The sequence below is a fragment of the Fructilactobacillus cliffordii genome, from assembly GCF_024029355.1.
Lineage (GTDB): Bacteria > Bacillota > Bacilli > Lactobacillales > Lactobacillaceae > Fructilactobacillus > Fructilactobacillus cliffordii.
This window is the reverse complement of record NZ_CP097117.1, coordinates 299,572-316,986: the sequence shown is the minus strand read 5'-3', so window position 1 is coordinate 316,986 and position 17,415 is coordinate 299,572. Positions and strand designations below refer to the sequence as shown.

Genomic DNA, 17,415 nt, shown 5'->3' with positions numbered 1-17,415 from the left:
ATTTAGAGTAAAGTTGTTATACTTACAGATAGTAAGTAGATAAAGGAGGAAATTAACATGGTACACGAAATTACGGATGCTAATTTTGCTGCTGAAACAGCAACTGGAACAGTGGTCGTTGATTTTTGGGCTCCTTGGTGTGGTCCTTGTAAGATGCAAGGTCCAGTCATTGAGGAATTAGCTAACGAAGAAACGGACATCAAGTTCTGCAAGATGAACGTTGATGATAACCAACAAACTGCCGGTCAATTCGGAATTATGAGTATTCCAACTCTTTTAATTCTGCAAGACGGTAAAGTGGTTGACCAAGTGGTTGGTTATCACCCAAAGGCTCAATTACAAAAGACTTTGGCGAACTACACGGCCTAAGCAAAAAAGGAAGCTCATGATTGAGCTTCCTTTTTTTATGGAGTTTGATCGTGAATGACGGCAATCATGACCACCAAGATACCAATACCAAAGAGGCAGAGGCAGTAAACGTTGTCTAAAAAGTGATTAAATCGCTCCTGTTGGGGAGAGAGTGATTTTCCCGTCCTAACAAGGTAAATAACCCCTTGCAACAATAAACAGGCCAGCATGATGATGACTAGTCCCGCGGCCACGATTTCTTTTTTACTCATCAAATCACTTCTTTCTCGATCAATCTTTCACATTTATTATATTATGAAAAAGAAAGAAGGAGCCGAATAACGACCCCTTTTTCACTAGATTATAAATTTTCTTCGATTTCTTCGTCACTTTCACCAGGTAATTCAGAATCAGCGTTCCGGTAACCATAGGCAAAGTAGATGATTACACCGATTAAGAACCAAATCACGGAGTAAATCTTAGCTTGGATGTCTAGACCCATGAACACCGCCAAGGATCCTAAGAAACCTAAGATTGGCAGAATGGGGAAGAATGGTTGCCGGTAAGCAGCCGTAGGTAAAGTTTTCCCTTCCCGTTTTCTGAGAGGGTACATGGCTAAGGAAACCGCCATGAAGGCAATCAAAGTTCCGGCAGAGATTAACTGAGCGAGGAAGGTGAACGGGAAAATAGCTCCCATTACGATTCCTACGGCCGTGATAATCCAGAGGGCGTTGGCCGGAATGTTTTTCTTGTTCAGTTTACCTAAACTTTTTGGAAGCATTTTATCCCGTCCAAACGAGTAAATTAACCGGGAACCGGCCATCATCATTCCAATTAGAGCCACTAACATTCCCACGACGGCCACTGCCTGAACAACAGAAGCAATGATCACGTGACCTTCTTGTCGTAAGGCCCAACCAACTGGTTCTGCGTTACCAGCGTACATGCTGTACTTGAACATTCCCACTAAGACCAAAGAAACAGCAACGAAAAACATCGTTCCAATGATTAGGGAACCGATGATTCCGCGAGGCATCGTTTTTTGCGGATTCTTGGCTTCAGCAGAGTTAGCGGCAATCGAGTCAAATCCAATGTAGGACAAGAAGATGGTTGAGATTCCGGCGTAGATTCCTTGCCAGCCTCCAAACATGGTTCCGTCGGCATTCATGTGTGGTTTCGGGAAGAACGGAACATAGTTTTGGGCCTTGATGGCAGTGGCACCGACTACCACGAAAGTTACGATGGCTAACAGTTTTAGGACCACTAGCACGTTAGCCACTTTAGTGGTTTGTGAGTCACCCCGAAGGAGAATAAAAGTTACTAAGGCAACCACTAATACGGCAATCAAGTCAAAGACTCCACCGTTCGTACCCAATGGGTAAGCAATTGCGTTGGGAAGTTTCCACCCGAGCGGGGAAATGAGTCCCTTCACGTTTGCTGATAGTCCCGCGGCCACGAAGGCCACCGCAATCAGATATTCGGCCAGTAAAGCCCAGCCGACTACCCAACCCCAGAACTTTCCGAAGAGAACGGAAATCCAGGAGTAGGCTGATCCCGCAAAGGGTAAAACCGAAGCCATTTCAGCGTAGTTCATGGCCACTAGTCCGGCTACCACGGCAGCCAGTAAAAAGGAAATTACCACGGCCGGGCCGGTATAATTAGCGGCCACCACGCCGGGTAATGTAAAAATGGAAGTGGATAAGATGGTTCCTAACCCGAGGGCTAAAAAGTCTTTAACAGTTAACGTTTTTTCCAACTTTTGATCCTTATTGGCATAGAAACGAAAATCGACCTTTTCGTTCATTTTTTTGAAGATATTTTTCATGTGCTCCTCCTTTGAAGCTTGTTGAATTTTGAATTAGGAATTCAACTAGTTTTGGTAGGTCCCGTTGGTAACATTCAAAACCCAGGTTGGAAATGATGGTGCGCTAAACGAAGTTCGTCCCTCCTTTTTTATGAAAAAAACCACCCAGAATCTAGAAGAAACTGGATGGTTAAAAGGCATGAATTAAGTCCATCACAGTCTCTCGATGAATCTGTGTGGACTTAAACAAGTTTCCAATGGTTAGAAACGGGTCGCATTATCCACACATCGGTTAATTAATCCGACTAAAATGAATAATGCAATTAAACTGGTATACAGCTCGGCCATTGGAAAAACTCCTTTGTTTAAGATTTTGTAAAAGTATAATCTGAATCCAGGTGGCTGTCAACCATCATTTTGCTTGTTTTGTAAGGATATGGGTTAGGTACCAGGTGGTTAAAATTCCGCAAGCCGTCAAAAGGGCGCCTCCAAGTCCAAGGGAGGGCATGCCCAAGTGATCGACAATTAAACCACCACACGCAGAACCAACCGCGATTCCGACGTTACTAAAGATGGGATTAAACGAAGAGGCTAGAACTAAGGACTGGGGATAGTCCGCTTCTGCAATGGACATGTAGAACAACTGCAGGGTGGAACCCGCTAGATAGATGGTAAAGCCCATGATTAAAATGGCACCCAGTACCACCCAGGAGAAGTTAAAAAACAGGGAAGTGGCTAGTAGCGCCACTAATTGCAGGGTGTAAAACTTGATGCTGCGGGGCAAGCCATTATGAGCGGCCAAGTTTCCGCTATATTGATTACTCAATAGGGAAGCAACCCCGTACAAAAGCAGGAAAAATGTAACAAAAGTTAAACTGTAGCCAAAGTGATTGGTTAGAATCGGAGTTGCGTAGGTATAGACTACGTAGACGCCTCCGAGGTTAAAAACGGGAATTAAGATTCCCAATTGAATCCGAAGATCGGTGAGGATCTGAAATTGTTCTGTAAAATGTTTGACGGGTTGTTGATGCAACGAACCAGGCAGGGAAAAGTCAAATAAAAGAAGAACGATTCCGGCCAGCACAGCAATGATTAGAAAAATCAAACGCCAGCCGAATAAGCCACTTAACCATGTCCCGACCGGAACGCCGAAAACGGAGGCAATGCTAAACCCGGAAAAGACCCAGGCTACAATCCAAGCGCGTTTCGAAAGCGGGGCAATGTGAGTTGCAAACGTGATGGTGATGGAAATGGTAATTCCAGACACAAGGGCAGTAATGACCCGCGCCACCGTCAACATGGTAAAACTTGATGCAACGGTAGCCAGCAAATTCCCCAGAATAAAACAACCGAGCACCACGTTCATAACCTTTTTGAGCGAACTTTTTCCAATCAGTAACGATAAAATAGGCGTTGAAATGGCGTAGATGAGGGCAAAAATGGTCGTTAAAAAGCCGACACTAGCAAAACTGACTTGAAACGTTTTGGCAATGTTATCTAAGACTCCGATGATAATAAATTCGCTCATGCCTAGGATAAAGGCAATGGCAATTAAAATGAGGGTTTGAACCTTGAATGCTTTCATTGATAGACCTCCAGTTGCTTTTTAGTCGTCTCCTCAGCTTACCAAAAAAATGTATAATGTTTAAAGATGCTTCAAGTAAATGGAGAAAAATAATGGCAAAAATAAAAGTGAAGCGACCTTCTCTCCTAATTATGTTGCTGTTATTAGGTTGGAGTGCGCTTTTAATCGGAATTTTTTCGTACAGTTCACCGCTGTATGATTTTAACTATACCGGTGATAATAATAACTATCTAACGGTGGGTAAGGCATTAATGCACGGAATGGTGACCTATCGGGATGTTTTTGAGCAAAAGGGTCCCTACGTGTATTTATTGTACGGATTAGCTAGTAAAATTTCTTTTACTACCTTTGGGGGAGCAGCCCTCTTTGAGATAATCGGACTGTGGTTAATTACGCTGGTGACTTGGAAACTGGCCAGTTTGTGGTTTCGGCAACAAACCGCCGTCTTGTTAGCGTTGGCTTCCGTACTTTTAGTCCTTATCGAACCCTACTATAGTTACGGTGGAACGGTGGAATTTTGGGTTTACCCAGCCATTCTCAGCGCGTTATTGTTGGTCTGCCAATTTGATCAGGGATTGCCCGAGTTACCAAAAGGGCAATGGTTTTTTCAGGGATTTTTGGTTGGAGTAATCTTTTTGGCAAAGTACAGTCTCTTAGGGACTTGGATTGCCTTTTTTGGAGGACTAACCATCTGGTTAATCCTCCAAAAAAATTGGCGCGAGTTCGGCCGGATGATTGGGTGGGCTGGGCTCGGATTTAGTTTGAGTACGATTCCTTGGTTGCTTTATTTTGCCTGGCAGCGAGCGCTACCGGCTTTTATTCGCGTTTATTTCATCGATAACCTAACTCTATACAGTAAAAACCGGGGGACCCCTTTGCAAAAGTTAGTTCATTCTGGCGCGGCATTGGTGCATTTTTTAACCTTGGAACAACCCGTGTTCGGACTCGTGGTGATTTTAGGAATTGGCGTTTTAATTTGGCAACGTAACCTAGTACGACGACCCACCAAATGGTTATTAATTGTGATGATGTTGAGCAATGCGCTGTTTGCACTCTACGGGGGTCAGTTTGGTCCGTACTACGATTTGGCCTATTTTCCAGATCTATTGCTCTGTGCGTTATTGGCACTTGTAGGCTTAAAGACGTGGTTGTTACCAGTTACTAAGTGGCGGTGGAACCAGCATCCGGTGCGTAACGACGTGTTTTTTTTAATTGTCCTGGGAGGTTCTCTAATATTATTGAACCAAAATCCGTGGTCCTCGCGATTGGTTCCCAATAATCCTTCGGTTACACTCCATCCTACTGCCCAGCGTCAGGAACCGGCCCAGTTGCAATTTGGCAAAATTATGTGGCAACGAAGTCAGGGACGACCGACCTTGTTAACGTTTGATTTTTTGGAAAATGGCTTTTATCTAACCTCTGGGGCATATCCAACCGTTTACTTTTTTGAAAAAAATAACATTCCCGAAACAAAACTCCCAGCGATGCTAGCGACGGGGATTAACGCGATGAAACGAAAACAGGTTGAATGGGTGGTAATTGCGACTCCTCCTACTAAGGACTGGAAACGAGGTAAGAGTTTGCAAACCCGGCAGGGACAGCAAGGAGTACGCGTGATCCAACGGAATTATCGGTTAGTGGCAACTCATTCCCAACTGTCTCAGGGAAACCCGACGCAGTACTGGTTATTTAGACGAAAATAAAAAGAGGTATTTAAAGCCTCTTTGTGATTATTCAGGGTCTGTTTGTGGGAAGACAACCGTGGGGTTTGCAGCTTGTTCAGGAGCTGGTTGATTAGGATCGGTAACCACGGTAATTTCAATGCCACCGGTTAGTTTCTTTTTGTATTCGGCTTCCGATAGACTGCCACTGTTTTGTTCCTGTGTTTGGGCCAGGAATCCGGTTTCTAACATAAATTCGCAGTTCTTATTCATCTTTAACCGGTTATTAATTGGTTGTCCGGTTAATTGCCAAACAACTTTTTGACTTGATTCCTTCTGTTTATTAAGGGTTCCCCAATGGTTAGCAGCAAAAAAAGCCGGTAAATCAGAATTAGTAACCGGAAATTTAATGGCTAAATTTTTTCCGGCCCAGTATAAAATGTCACTTAAATCGTCATTTAGCAGGTCTGGTAGCAATTCATCTCGAAGGATAAAGTTATTCCAGTCAGTTAAATCTGGGACTAAATCTTGGTACTTATTAAAATCACTTGGGTTTTGTTTACTCATATTGTTAATTGCTCCAATCAAAAGACTTCGCTCTTCATTTTATCATAACGACTGATCGAAAGAAGGATCATTTATTTTTATAGTATAATGAATTTAACGAAAGGGGAGATGAAAATGAATGAAGCGCCACTGGCTTTTATGGATTCAGGCGTTGGCGGGCTTACGATTTTAAAACCAGCGTTTGCCCAGTTACCCGCGGAAAATACCCTGTTTTTTGGTGATGAAGCTCATTTGCCGTACGGTGAAAAACAACCCCAACAAGTAATTGATTATTCTTTGCAGATTGGGCGTTTTTTTGTGCAAAAACAAGCAAAGATGATGATTATTGCTTGTAATACCGCGTCTGCTTTAGCATTGCCTACCTTACAGGCTGAATTACCGATTCCAGTGCTTGGAGTTGTGGAAGGTGGCAGTCGAGCGGCGATTCAGGCTACAAATAATCACAAGATTGGGATAATCGCAACCCGGGCGACGGTTAACAGTCATGCCTATCAATGTGTCATTCACCAGCTTTCTTCCCAAGCAGAAGTGATTGAGTTAGCCTGTCCTACCTTTATTCCGTTGGTAGAACAAGGGGATTACCACAGTGAACGAGTTCAACAAATGGTAAGCGACGGTTTAGCGCCCTTGCAGGGCAGTGGAATTGACACGCTCGTTTTAGGCTGTACGCATTTTCCCATTATTAGAGATTTGATTCAATCCGTAATGGGACCAACAGTAACCCTCGTTGATCCTGGTGCAGAAACGATTGCCGAAGCTCATCAAGTTTTAGAACGACGGCAGTTATTGGCTCAGAGTCAGCATCCATTTCATGATTTTTATACTTCAAGTGATCCCGAACGATTTCAGCAAGTGGGATCACAATGGCTCAATAGAAAGGTGGACGTACAGTTGGTGACGCCAAGCCAACTTTTAAGTTATGGCAACTAAACCTGAAATTGTAATTGCATCAAGCAATCCGAATAAAATTCGTGAATTTAAGGAGATGTTGGAGCCCTTAGGTTTTACGATTAAATCCATTGCTGATTTTGATGATATTCCTGCGATTGATGAAAACGGAAAAACTTTTGAAGAGAATGCAACGATTAAGGCGCAAACGGTGGCTCAGGCGTTACAAGTTCCTGTGTTGGCCGACGATTCTGGATTAGTGGTTCCTGCTATTAACGGGGAACCGGGAATTTATTCGGCTCGATATGCAGGAGATCATGATGATGAAGCCAATAACCAGAAGTTATTGAAACGATTGCAACATTCAGATGATCGTAATGCTTACTTTCACACGTCCCTCGTGGTTATGAAACCGACCGGAGAAAAACTGCACGTGACGGGGATTGTATCTGGAGAAATTCTGACGGAACCCCGCGGTGAGAATGGTTTTGGTTACGATCCATTATTTTACGTGCCTACGCTGCAAAAAACATTAGCGGAGTTAACCGATGATGAAAAGAATCAAGTTAGTCATAGAGGTCGAGCTTTAGAAAAGTTACAACAAGTTTTGAACGACTGGTGGTAAAAAAAACAAACCTACTTTTTAAAAGTAGGTTTGTTTTTTTATTTAGTTTTAAAGGGAGTTGCCACTGGTGTGCTAGCTGGGGCAGTTGGCTTTTTCGGTGGTTGAACGGTTTGCGGCGATAACGGCAATTCAATTCCAGCAGCTTGAATGGCCGTCAGGTAAGCCTGAAGATAATCGGCCTGGACGTCATCTTCCGTGCCACTCTTACAAGTAATGCAGGATTCGATTGCCAATGAACCATCAGAAAGATAGACAGTTCCAAAGATTAGTGGTTCACCAATGACAGCTTTATCTTGACCTGCCTTCTCTTGGTTCACCTCCTTCATGATTGATTCAATCCTCTTGATGGGGGCTTCTGGAGTGATTCTGATGTCAACTAAACTAGTTAAATCACCACGAGAGAGATTGGAAATGGTGGAGATGTTACGGTTGGGAATAAAATTTAAGGTTCCAGTTCCGCTCCGGACTTGAGTAGTTCGTAACCCTACGGCTGCTACGAAACCATCAATTCCGTTGATTTTAACGTGTTCTCCGACTTCAATTTGTCTTTCCGAAAGAATAAAGAAACCACTGACAATGTCACTAACAAACCCTTGGGCTCCAAGTCCAATTGCTAAACTAAAGATACCGGCTCCGGCAATCAAGGTTCCGACTGGGATTCCCATTACGGAGAGGATGGAGTACAGCCAAAAGAACAAAATAATGTAGTTGTAGGCATTTTCCAAGAGACTATAGATGGTTTTGTTACGTTTGATTCCCGGATCAGTGGGTAAATCATTATTTTTTTTCTGCTGTTTGAGGTCACGGTGGTGAAAGACGTGGTAAATAATGCTTTTACCTACTCTGGCAATGATTAAAAACAGAATTGAAAGTAAAATAATGGTCACAATTTTTGAAGTCAAGTCAGCCAGAATTTGATTCCAATTAAAACTATTCAAGTACCGGTTGATGAAGGTATTGTTAGTATATTGGATTAAATTAGCGGATGTTTGACTGAGTAAGGTGGTTAATTGCATAATCAGTCTCCTTTTTAAAAATGATTTATTATCCCATTCTAGCAAAGATTTACTAGTGAATTAAAGTAATATTGTACGTAAGCTTGGTTTAAGATTGTTTTAAATTATGATTAATGCTATTCTTAACCTGTTAGAAACCATCTAGGAGGTAAGTTATGACAATCGGAGGAATTGCAGCTTTAATTGCTGCTTTAGCATTTTTGCTGTTAGTAATCTTTTTATGCGTTACCTTAGTTCGTGTGGTCAAAGTTTTGGATGGCGTTTCGGAAAACTTAGAAAAAGTGACTGGAAACATTGATCAACTCAGCCGCCAAACGGATGAATTATTGACTACTGTTAACGAACGGTTGAACCAAGTGGAACCTGTATTTCAAGCAGCTGCTGACCTGGGGACGACTGTTTCAGACGTTAATAATGGGACTCGGGCTACCATTGAAAATATCAAAAACCGGGTGGAATTATTCACAAAGACTTCTGTTTTGGGAATTGCTGCTAACCGGATTTCCAAGTACTTTGCTAAACGCAAGGACAAAAAAGCGGTCAAAGCAGTTAATAAAAATGGATAATTAATTTAATTTATAGGAGAAACTATAATGGATATGAAAAAAGGTTTATTGCTAGGAAGCGTCTTAGGTGGAGCTGCTGCATACTTAGCTTTTCGGGCGTTGGATGCTGAAAAAGAGGCAGAAATCCGGAATCGAATTATTGAATCTGCAGAAGATGCTAAAGACCGGGCCGTTGATTATGCTTTTTACGCTGCTGATGCGTTGGCGGATGCGCGTGAAATGGTAAGTGACAAGGTGACGGATTACAAAGATTCATTATCCGATACATCGACCAAGGTTAACGATAAGTTGACGGATTTAAAAGATGACCTCAGTCAATTACAAGACTACTTAAACACGACGCCAGTTCCGAAAGACCAATTGGCCGACGAAGAAAAGGCTGATGAATCTGATGACATTACGGTGGACATGGACGATGCGTTTTCTCCCCAAAACAATGGAGATGACCCAGTCGTTCCTCCACATGCTGATCACCAAAAATAAACGAACGGAGAGCCCGGTAACGGGCTTTTTTTGTTGGCAAATTTCTTGAATGAAAACGGTTTCTTTGGTATTGTAAAAGAAGGTGTATGCATTTTAGAAAAGAGGGAGCGCCTTGAAAAAAAAACAGACGGTAACGATTTATGATGTAGCCCGGGAGGCTCAGGTCTCCATGGCAACCGTTTCTCGAGTCGTTAATCACAACCATAACGTTAAACCAGCAACAGAAAAAAAGGTCATGGAGGTCGTGAAGCGGTTAAACTATCGTCCGAATGACGTTGCTCGGGGTTTGGCTAGCAAAAAAACCACGACGGTGGGAGTGATTATTCCTAACGTGACTAATTCGTATTTTGCAGCGTTGGCACGGGGGATTGATGACATTGCTGAAATGTATCAATATAACATTATCTTGACCAATTCGGATGGAGATGAACAAAAAGAGGTTAAGGCCCTGAACACGTTGTACTCCAAACAGGTTGATGGAATTATTTTTATGGGTAATGAACTTAGCGCGCCCGTTCGCGACGAGTTTAAAGCCGAACGGATTCCGGTCGTCCTGGCTGGTTCGGTTGATCCCCAAAATGATTTTCCCAATGTTAACATTGATTATCGCCAAGCCGTTTCTAGCCAGGTTAATCAGTTGTTAGACAATGGGAACCAACGAGTGGCCTTTGTGGCTGGAAAATTAACCCGGTCCATTAACCAAGATTTTCGCATCCCGGGGTATCAAGCAGCGCTCCAAGCACACCAAATTTCGTTTGATGAGCAATTGTTATTTGAAGCTGCTGACTATGACGAGGGCTATGAACTCTGTGAGCAGCTGTTATCACATCAAGCCACGGCAGCAATGGTTAGTAATGACGAAGCAGCCGCTGGAATTATGAATGGGATGAATTACCGCGGTGTCCAGGTTCCCGAACAGTTTGAAGTGGCCACTAGTGATAATACTAAGCTTACGGAAATGACGAGACCAACCCTATCCACGATTACGCAACCTTTGTATGACGTGGGAGCGGTGGCAATGCGGTTATTGACCAAATTAATGGATAATGATGAAATTGAGCAAAAACAAGTTTTATTACCATTCGGAATGAAACAGCGCGGGTCAACGAAGGGTGCGTAAGTTGATTATAGCAATGGTTGTTGCTATAATTGGTAATGTTAATTTCGAATTACGGAAGGAGTGCTTTAGAAATGTCAGGACATTCAAAATGGCATAACATTCAGGGCCGTAAAAACGCTCAAGATGCTAAGCGAGGAAAAATTTTCCAAAAAATTTCTAGAAACTTATATCAAGCCGCTAAAGCAGGTGGAGTTGATCCAGATGGAAACCCCCAATTACGTTTAGAACTGGAAAAAGCTCGGGCAGCTAACATGCCTAAAGATAACGTTCAACGTGCTTTAGATAAGGCTTCTGGAGTCGGCGGAGCTAAGTTCGAAGAAGTAACTTACGAAGGTTATGGGCCTGGTGGAACCGCGGTAATGGTTTCCACTTTGACTGATAACAAAAACCGGACTGCAGCTGCAATTCGGTCTGCCTTCTCTCACCATGGTGGTTCTTTAGGTACTAATGGTTCGGTCTCTTATATGTTTGATCGGAAGGGCTACATTGTTGTTTTACGTGACCAAACTGATGATGACGAAGATTCCATGTTAATGGCAGCACTAGATGCTGGTGCCGACGATATGAAGGCTACCGCGGATGAATATCAAATCTTTACGGAACCAAGTAGCATGGCAGCCGTTCGGGATGCTTTGCAAGACGCTGGATACCAATTGGATAACTCTGAAGTTCGTTTGTTCCCACAAACCATAACGGAAGTTCCAGAAGATAAGGTTGGTCAATACACTGGTTTAATTGACGAACTTTCCGATAACGATGACGTTCAAGACGTTTATGAAGCTGCTGTTTTGCCTGAAGACGTCGAATAACATTTAAATAATTTCTGGAAAGTCGTAATCTTTACAAAAGATTGCGACTTTTTTTGCGTATTTACAGACAAAGGATGTGAATAAGCATGGAAATTAAGCAACTGTTTCAGGAAATTTTAACCTTGGCTATCGAAAAGCGAGCTTCGGACGTGTACTTTTTACCGAAAAGTACCAATTATGAGGTTAAAATGCACACGGTCGCAGGAGTGATTCAACTTTCAGAATTAGACAAAGGAACAGCACAACGAGTCTTAACCTATTGTAAATATCGAGGTGGGATGTCAATCGCGGAAAAGCGACGGCCCCAACTAGGCTCACTGCACTTTCAATGGCGCGACCGCTTTTTTCGAATTCGGTTAGCCACCGTGGGTAGTTTTAATCAGCATGAATCACTAGTGCTTCGGATTATTTACGACGGTGATGACCAACATTGTCAATTTTTCAATCCCCAGATTTTGCCCCAACTGCGCCAGTTAACCCACCACCGTGGATTACTGTTGTTTGCAGGTCCCACTGGATCTGGCAAGACAACGACCATCTACGAGTTGGCCCGGTCTCTACCAGCTACTGAAATGATCATGGCAATTGAGGATCCGGTGGAGATCTTCGAAGATCGTTTTTTACAATTAGAGGTCAACGAGCAAGCGGGTATGACTTACTCTAACCTCTTGAAGGTGGGTTTACGGCAACGACCAGATGTTTTTATTATTGGAGAAATCAGGGACCAGGAAACGGCCCAGATTGCAATTCGAGCCGCACTTTCTGGTCATCTGGTTTTAAGTACCATCCACGCTAAAAATTTAGCTGGGATTGAGGCCCGCCTGTTGGATTTGAAAGTGACAAAAGCTCAATACCAAGCGGCTTTGACCGCGACGATTTATCAGCGGCTGCTTCCGAGTACGCAAACGGGAACTAAGGCATTGGTAGCTTGGCAGGGTGGCCAGCAGACACAAACCAAAGGGAGGAGTTGGCAGGTAGAACTCCAATGGACGAAGGAGAAAGGGTTGATTACGGATGAGTGTTTTCAAAAGTTTACCAACGGGTAAAAAGGCAAAAATTTCGTTGAAAAAGCAAGCCGAATTATTTGCTTCTTTATCAGAATTAATCAGGAACGGTTTTTCCTTAGTGGAGAGCCTAGAATTTATGGAAACCATTACTCCTCAAAATGACGGACTGATTCAAACCATTCGTCAACGACTTAATCAGGGTCAGAGTCTGTCTGGGGCGATGCAGTTTTTCTTAGCCCCTGATTTGTATCAGCAATTACGTATCGCTGATGAACATGGGGATGTAATTAACGGAATGCTGGATATTAGTCGGTTTATTAAATTAAACATGCACCAACGACAAAAAATTAAAGCCATCGTAGTGTATCCTTTGGTATTAGTGGGTTTGTTAGTTGCGATGGTCTTACTGATTAAGCTAGTGATTATGCCTCAAACTGCTAGTTTACTGCCCGCAGATTCAACGCCCCAGGGCTCACAGTCACTTTGGTGGTTAGGAGGAGGTCTAATGATGGGAGTGATTTTGATGCTGGTGGTTGTGTTAAAACGCAGGCGGGGCATTAAACGAGCCGAACTACTAGTCGGTTTGCCGATAGTCGGACGTTTGTTTCAGAATTATTATGCTTATTACGTAGCTAATAACTTAGCCCTGATGTTTAAAAATGGACTTGATCTGCAACAGATTATTAGAGTGTTCCAACAATTTTCTCCTCATAGTCTGCTCTGGGAGATGGGGGTGCAAGCAGAACAATCAATTCAAAAGGGATCTGGATTATTGGCCGGTCTGCGGCATTATCATTTTATTGCTCCAGAAATGATGGTCTTTTTGGAAAATGGAAGTGAACAAGAACGGGTGAGCCAAAATCTACTAGCCCTCAGTGAACTGTATTTTCGCCGCTTAATGCAGAGTTCCGATACTCTCATTAAGCTGATTCAACCACTATCGTTTTTAGCAATTGGCGCGTTAATTTTTTTAACCTATTTACAAATGTTGATGCCGATGTATCAAGCCATGAAAGGAATTTACTAATGCTAATTAAATTACGAAAAGGGTTCACCTTGATTGAAATGACTATCGTTCTTTTTATCATCTCTTTGTTAATTTTGATTATTATTCCTAATTTGGGTAGCCAGAAAAAACACGCTCGTTCGGTGCATGGGTCAGCGATGACTTCCATGGTACAAACTCAAATTGATTCCTATAGTGATGAACTGGGAGACGGAAACGTAAACTTTCCGAAACTGGTTGAACATCATTATTTAACCGAGAAACAAGTTCAACAGGCCCAGGCAGAAAACATTGCAATCGAGGGGAATCATGCCTACCAAAAGTAACCGTCAGGGATTTACGTTGTTAGAAAGTTTAATTGTGTTGGGCTTAACCACGCTGACGTTGGTCACTTTGAGTGTTGGGGTACGCTGGTTTAACGAGGCAAATGTGACCGAAACGGCTTTTTGGCATGATTTTGCCAATACCTGGAATCGAACGTTGGTCTTGGCCCGGCAGAATCAGACTCCAGCAACGGTGACCTTTTTACCAAACGATCAGGTTATTTTTCGGAGTTACAACCATGGTAATCAGTTTCAAAAGCGAGTTAGCTTACCGTCCGGATTAAGCCCAGTGCGTTGGTATGAGGTTAAGATTACTGATCAAGGATATGTAAAACCACAGACACTTCGGTGGTTGTCCAATGCTAGTCATACTGAGATTTGGCAGAAATTTCAATTAGGATGGGGGAGTTATGTCAATGAAAAACATAAAACGAATTCGTAAGGGAATGACATTTGCCGATTCGTTAGTGGGACTCCTGGTCATTTGTGCTGGGAGTCTTTTTTACTTTGAAGGAACGCAAATAATTCAGCAACGAATGCAGGATTGTGACCAACAATTACGGGTGGTTAGGAGGGCATATGAGCAACACTTGGACACCAAAGTGGAAGTCTAGTCGTTCTGGGTTTACGTTGATTGAAACCATTATTTCGCTGGGACTAATTTCTGTCGGGATTAGCTTGATGCTGATTACAGTTAGTTTAATGCGCTCGGATGTTAAAACCCAAAGTCACTCACTACAATTTTACCGATTTGTGGATGTCTTGGAGTCGCATCATTTTAATTTTAAAGTTGATAGTTGTAATACCAGTTCAATTAATTTAACCAGTCAGATGGAGCAACAACATTACTATTTAGTGCTGGCCAAACAGACCCTGAAATTACGGACTAGTCAGGGAGGCTATATGCCGTTGTTAATGGATGTAGAAAAAACGGATTTTAAATTGCAACGTCAGTGGTTAGTCATCAGAGTATTAATGGAGGGAAAATGGTATGAAGTGCATGCACGGTTGGCGTCAGGGTAATTTAACCTTGCTTTCAATTTATTTTTTAATTTTAATTTGTACGGTAATGCTGTATCAGTTTCAAATGGCTAATATGTACATTGAAAGCAATCAAACTAGAATTAAATACTACCAACGTCAGCTGTAGATTAGCTACGGTTAATCTTGAAATACAGGTGGTGATTCGGTACTATGGTCATAGATGGATCGCCCATTAAAGGAGCTGATTAAGTGACAGAAGAACAAACAACACAGTTATTTCAGGTTTTTGACCAATCGGCACAAATTTTACAGCAGGCGCTGGGAGCTTCTTATCTAGATGCATTTATAGAAACTGCTGATAATATGATTGATGATAATCAGGTTCGAGTTGAAAATGGAGTGCCCAATGAACAACAGGTGCAAGCCATTACCAAATTGTATCAACAGGTTAACTATCAGGAACTAGATGCAACTACGATTCGAAAAGCGATTCAAATGGTGATGATTAAAGCGATCAAAGTAGATCAAATTCAGGCCATTCATCAAATTACTCCCGATACCATTGCATACACGATGGGTTACCTAGTGATTCGGTTAGTAAAGGAGCAATCAACCGTAAAAATTCTTGATCCAGCAGTTGGATCCGCTAATTTGTTGACTGCAGTGATGAATCAATTACAACAAGAAGCGCACGAAAAAGTCTCTGGAATTGGAATTGATAATGACGATTCTTTGATTTCCGTTGCCAGCATCAGTGCCCAGATGCAGAAACTTGATTTAGAACTAGTCCATCAGGATGCACTAGATGAATTGCCAACCACTCCGGTTGACCTAGTAGTTTCAGACCTACCAGTGGGTTATTATCCAGTTGACGAACGGGCACAGAACTTTGCGACACGTTCTGATGAAGGGCATTCGTACGTGCATAACTTGTTGATTGAACAAGCGGTGAACTACTTAGTTCCCGGGGGATTTGGCGTTTTCCTAGTTCCTAGTGGGTTATTCCAAAGTCCAGAAACAAAGGGATTGTTAAGGTGGATGCAGGATCATGTTTATTTGCAGGGAATTCTCAACTTACCGGGAGAATTATTTCAAAACGAAGCAGCCCAAAAGGCGATTATGATTGTCCAAAAACACGGCAACGGATCCCAACAAGCCGGACAAGTGATGCTCGGTGAATTTCCATCATTTAAAGATCCAGAAGCATTCCAAAAGTTCTTGGCAGAAATTGTGGAATGGGAAGAACAAGATTTACTGAATAAACGTCAATAAGGAGATTATTATGAGTAAAGTAATTGCAGTTAATGCCGGGAGTTCAACGTTAAAGTTTAAATTATTTGAAATGCCCGCTGAGGAAGTTGTCGCAGAAGGAGTGATTGAACGAATTGCTCTTCCTGATGCTCACGTTGAAATTAAATATGGGGACGGACAAAAATTTGAACAGGTTACTGAAGTTAAGGATCACGAAGCTGCCATTCAAATTCTGTTAGATCAATTACTTGATTTAAAGATTATTAATGATTACAACGAAATTAATGGGGTCGGTCATCGGGTCGTTGCTGGGGGAGAATACTTTGATAAATCAGTTGTGATTACCCCAGAAGTGTTGGAAAAAATTGAAAGTATAAGTGAATTTGCTCCATTACACGAACCAGCTAACGTGCTGGGAATCAAAGCATTTAAGAAGATTTTACCTGATATCATTAGTGTGGCGGTCTTTGATACGGCCTTTCACGCTACGATGCCAGAAAAGAATTACTTGTACAGCTTGCCATATGAATACTACGACAAGTACAAAGCCCGGAAGTACGGGGCTCACGGAATTAGTTACCGGTATGTTTCTCAACGGACTGCCGAATTATTAGGCAAACCTGTTGAAGATCTGAACTTAATCGTCATGCACTTAGGGGCCGGAGCTTCTATCTGTGCCGTGAAGGGTGGTAAGTCTTATGATACTTCCATGGGCTTCACTCCTGTTACTGGGGTAACCATGGCTACTCGGTCTGGAGACGTTGATCCTTCATTATTAGCATACGTCATGGAAAAAGAGGGAATGACTGATATCGAAGACATGATTGATGTTTTGAATCATAAGTCAGGTTTATTAGGGATTTCTGGAGTTTCTGCTGACATGCGAGATGTGGAAAAGGTACAAGACACTAACCACCGGGCTAAAATTGCACGGGAAATCTATGTGAACCGGATTGTTCGCTACATTGGAACTTACCTAGCTGAATTAGGTGGGGCAGATGCAATTGTCTTTACGGCTGGAGTAGGAGAAAACAGTATTACGATTCGAAAAGAAGTAACTGATCAACTTCATTACTTTGGCATCGGCGTTGATGAAGAAAAGAACAACGTTCGTGGGGTTGAACGTGATATCAGTGCTGCTGGTTCGAAAATTAAGACAATGTTAGTTCCGACTAACGAAGAATTAATGATTGTTCGAGACGTAGTTGAACTAGCTAAAGAAAGCAAATAATTGCATTTTAAAGGAAGTTTCCTCGGGAAACTTCCTTTTTTGCTTAGACAGATGTTCAAGAATTGGGTATAATCGAGTTGATTAAGATTTTCACTAGACGAAAGGATGTCAGTCGTGAGTAAAGATAATGAAGCTACCCCA

The 17,415-nt window shown here is 42.4% G+C and carries 21 protein-coding genes; 16 read left to right on the top strand and 5 right to left on the bottom strand.

Annotation, left to right across the window (positions count from 1 at the left end; genetic code table 11):
* The first annotated feature begins 57 nt into the window (after nucleotides 1-57).
* Nucleotides 58-369, top strand: coding sequence for a thioredoxin (gene trxA / locus M3M38_RS01665; protein WP_252814506.1), 312 nt, complete (start codon nucleotides 58-60; stop codon nucleotides 367-369).
* 35 nt (nucleotides 370-404) lie between these two features.
* On the opposite strand, the gene M3M38_RS01660 is transcribed toward trxA, so the two are convergent.
* The 3 genes from M3M38_RS01660 to M3M38_RS01650 all read right to left on the bottom strand — a co-directional run bounded on the left by M3M38_RS01660 (nucleotide 405) and on the right by M3M38_RS01650 (nucleotide 3,737).
* Nucleotides 405-620, bottom strand: coding sequence for a hypothetical protein (locus M3M38_RS01660; protein WP_252767343.1), 216 nt, complete (start codon nucleotides 618-620; stop codon nucleotides 405-407).
* A gap of 89 nt (nucleotides 621-709) precedes the next feature.
* The gene (locus M3M38_RS01655) at nucleotides 710-2,173 is read right to left on the bottom strand and encodes an APC family permease (RefSeq protein ID WP_252814505.1); all 1,464 of its coding nucleotides are present in this window, start codon (nucleotides 2,171-2,173) and stop codon (nucleotides 710-712) included.
* Nucleotides 2,174-2,564: 391 nt separating this feature from the next.
* Entirely contained in the window at nucleotides 2,565-3,737 is a 1,173-nt protein-coding gene (locus M3M38_RS01650; RefSeq protein ID WP_252767341.1) for an MFS transporter, read from the bottom strand.
* A gap of 92 nt (nucleotides 3,738-3,829) precedes the next feature.
* Here M3M38_RS01650 and M3M38_RS01645 point away from each other — a divergent pair, with 92 nt between their 5' ends.
* The gene (locus tag M3M38_RS01645) at nucleotides 3,830-5,440 is read left to right on the top strand and encodes a hypothetical protein (protein ID WP_252814503.1); all 1,611 of its coding nucleotides are present in this window, start codon (nucleotides 3,830-3,832) and stop codon (nucleotides 5,438-5,440) included.
* A 27-nt stretch (nucleotides 5,441-5,467) separates the two neighbouring features.
* On the opposite strand, the gene M3M38_RS01640 is transcribed toward M3M38_RS01645, so the two are convergent.
* Nucleotides 5,468-5,965 (bottom strand): DUF2507 domain-containing protein, encoded by a 498-nt coding sequence (locus M3M38_RS01640; RefSeq protein WP_252814501.1) that lies wholly within the window; start codon nucleotides 5,963-5,965, stop codon nucleotides 5,468-5,470.
* 114 nt (nucleotides 5,966-6,079) lie between these two features.
* Between M3M38_RS01640 and murI the strand changes: the two genes are divergently transcribed.
* Nucleotides 6,080-6,895, top strand: coding sequence for a glutamate racemase (gene murI / locus M3M38_RS01635; protein ID WP_252814499.1), 816 nt, complete (start codon nucleotides 6,080-6,082; stop codon nucleotides 6,893-6,895).
* Nucleotides 6,885-7,478 (top strand): XTP/dITP diphosphatase, encoded by a 594-nt coding sequence (locus M3M38_RS01630; RefSeq protein WP_252814498.1) that lies wholly within the window; start codon nucleotides 6,885-6,887, stop codon nucleotides 7,476-7,478. The genes murI and M3M38_RS01630 overlap by 11 nt, the downstream gene beginning before the upstream one ends.
* 38 nt (nucleotides 7,479-7,516) lie before the next feature.
* Here M3M38_RS01630 and M3M38_RS01625 read toward each other — a convergent pair whose 3' ends face one another.
* Complete coding sequence (locus M3M38_RS01625; RefSeq protein ID WP_252814497.1) at nucleotides 7,517-8,494, bottom strand: mechanosensitive ion channel family protein; 978 nt, start codon at nucleotides 8,492-8,494, stop codon at nucleotides 7,517-7,519.
* A 155-nt stretch (nucleotides 8,495-8,649) separates the two neighbouring features.
* On the opposite strand from M3M38_RS01625, the gene M3M38_RS01620 reads away from it, so the two are divergent.
* The 12 genes from M3M38_RS01620 (at nucleotide 8,650) to M3M38_RS01565 (ending at nucleotide 17,274) form a co-directional block, all read left to right on the top strand.
* Nucleotides 8,650-9,060 carry a DUF948 domain-containing protein gene (locus M3M38_RS01620; protein WP_252814495.1) on the top strand — a complete coding sequence of 137 codons (411 nt, stop codon included), beginning with the start codon at nucleotides 8,650-8,652 and terminating at the stop codon, nucleotides 9,058-9,060.
* 27 nt (nucleotides 9,061-9,087) lie between these two features.
* Nucleotides 9,088-9,543: a hypothetical protein gene (locus M3M38_RS01615; RefSeq protein ID WP_252767334.1), complete on the top strand. Its 456-nt coding sequence runs from the start codon at nucleotides 9,088-9,090 to the stop codon at nucleotides 9,541-9,543.
* Nucleotides 9,544-9,655: 112 nt separating this feature from the next.
* Nucleotides 9,656-10,663, top strand: a complete 1,008-nt coding sequence (gene ccpA, locus M3M38_RS01610) for a catabolite control protein A (RefSeq protein WP_338082199.1) — start codon at nucleotides 9,656-9,658, stop codon at nucleotides 10,661-10,663.
* A 71-nt stretch (nucleotides 10,664-10,734) separates the two neighbouring features.
* Nucleotides 10,735-11,472 (top strand): YebC/PmpR family DNA-binding transcriptional regulator, encoded by a 738-nt coding sequence (locus M3M38_RS01605; protein WP_252814494.1) that lies wholly within the window; start codon nucleotides 10,735-10,737, stop codon nucleotides 11,470-11,472.
* A gap of 86 nt (nucleotides 11,473-11,558) precedes the next feature.
* The gene (comGA, locus tag M3M38_RS01600; protein ID WP_252814492.1) at nucleotides 11,559-12,518 is read left to right on the top strand and encodes a competence type IV pilus ATPase ComGA; all 960 of its coding nucleotides are present in this window, start codon (nucleotides 11,559-11,561) and stop codon (nucleotides 12,516-12,518) included.
* Complete coding sequence (locus tag M3M38_RS01595; protein WP_252814491.1) at nucleotides 12,487-13,506, top strand: type II secretion system F family protein; 1,020 nt, start codon at nucleotides 12,487-12,489, stop codon at nucleotides 13,504-13,506. Before comGA ends, M3M38_RS01595 begins: the two co-directional genes overlap by 32 nt.
* The gene (comGC, locus tag M3M38_RS01590; RefSeq protein ID WP_252767330.1) at nucleotides 13,506-13,811 is read left to right on the top strand and encodes a competence type IV pilus major pilin ComGC; all 306 of its coding nucleotides are present in this window, start codon (nucleotides 13,506-13,508) and stop codon (nucleotides 13,809-13,811) included. The genes M3M38_RS01595 and comGC overlap by 1 nt, the downstream gene beginning before the upstream one ends.
* Nucleotides 13,795-14,250, top strand: coding sequence for a hypothetical protein (locus M3M38_RS01585; protein ID WP_252767329.1), 456 nt, complete (start codon nucleotides 13,795-13,797; stop codon nucleotides 14,248-14,250). Before comGC ends, M3M38_RS01585 begins: the two co-directional genes overlap by 17 nt.
* On the top strand, nucleotides 14,225-14,422 hold the full coding sequence (locus M3M38_RS01580; RefSeq protein ID WP_252767328.1) for a type II secretion system protein: 198 nt from the start codon (nucleotides 14,225-14,227) through the stop codon (nucleotides 14,420-14,422). Before M3M38_RS01585 ends, M3M38_RS01580 begins: the two co-directional genes overlap by 26 nt.
* Nucleotides 14,388-14,831 carry a competence type IV pilus minor pilin ComGF gene (locus M3M38_RS01575; protein WP_252767327.1) on the top strand — a complete coding sequence of 148 codons (444 nt, stop codon included), beginning with the start codon at nucleotides 14,388-14,390 and terminating at the stop codon, nucleotides 14,829-14,831. Before M3M38_RS01580 ends, M3M38_RS01575 begins: the two co-directional genes overlap by 35 nt.
* 210 nt (nucleotides 14,832-15,041) lie before the next feature.
* Nucleotides 15,042-16,064 (top strand): class I SAM-dependent methyltransferase, encoded by a 1,023-nt coding sequence (locus M3M38_RS01570; protein WP_252814490.1) that lies wholly within the window; start codon nucleotides 15,042-15,044, stop codon nucleotides 16,062-16,064.
* Between the two features lie 10 nt (nucleotides 16,065-16,074).
* Nucleotides 16,075-17,274 carry an acetate/propionate family kinase gene (locus tag M3M38_RS01565; RefSeq protein ID WP_252767325.1) on the top strand — a complete coding sequence of 400 codons (1,200 nt, stop codon included), beginning with the start codon at nucleotides 16,075-16,077 and terminating at the stop codon, nucleotides 17,272-17,274.
* Nucleotides 17,275-17,415 lie beyond the last annotated feature (141 nt).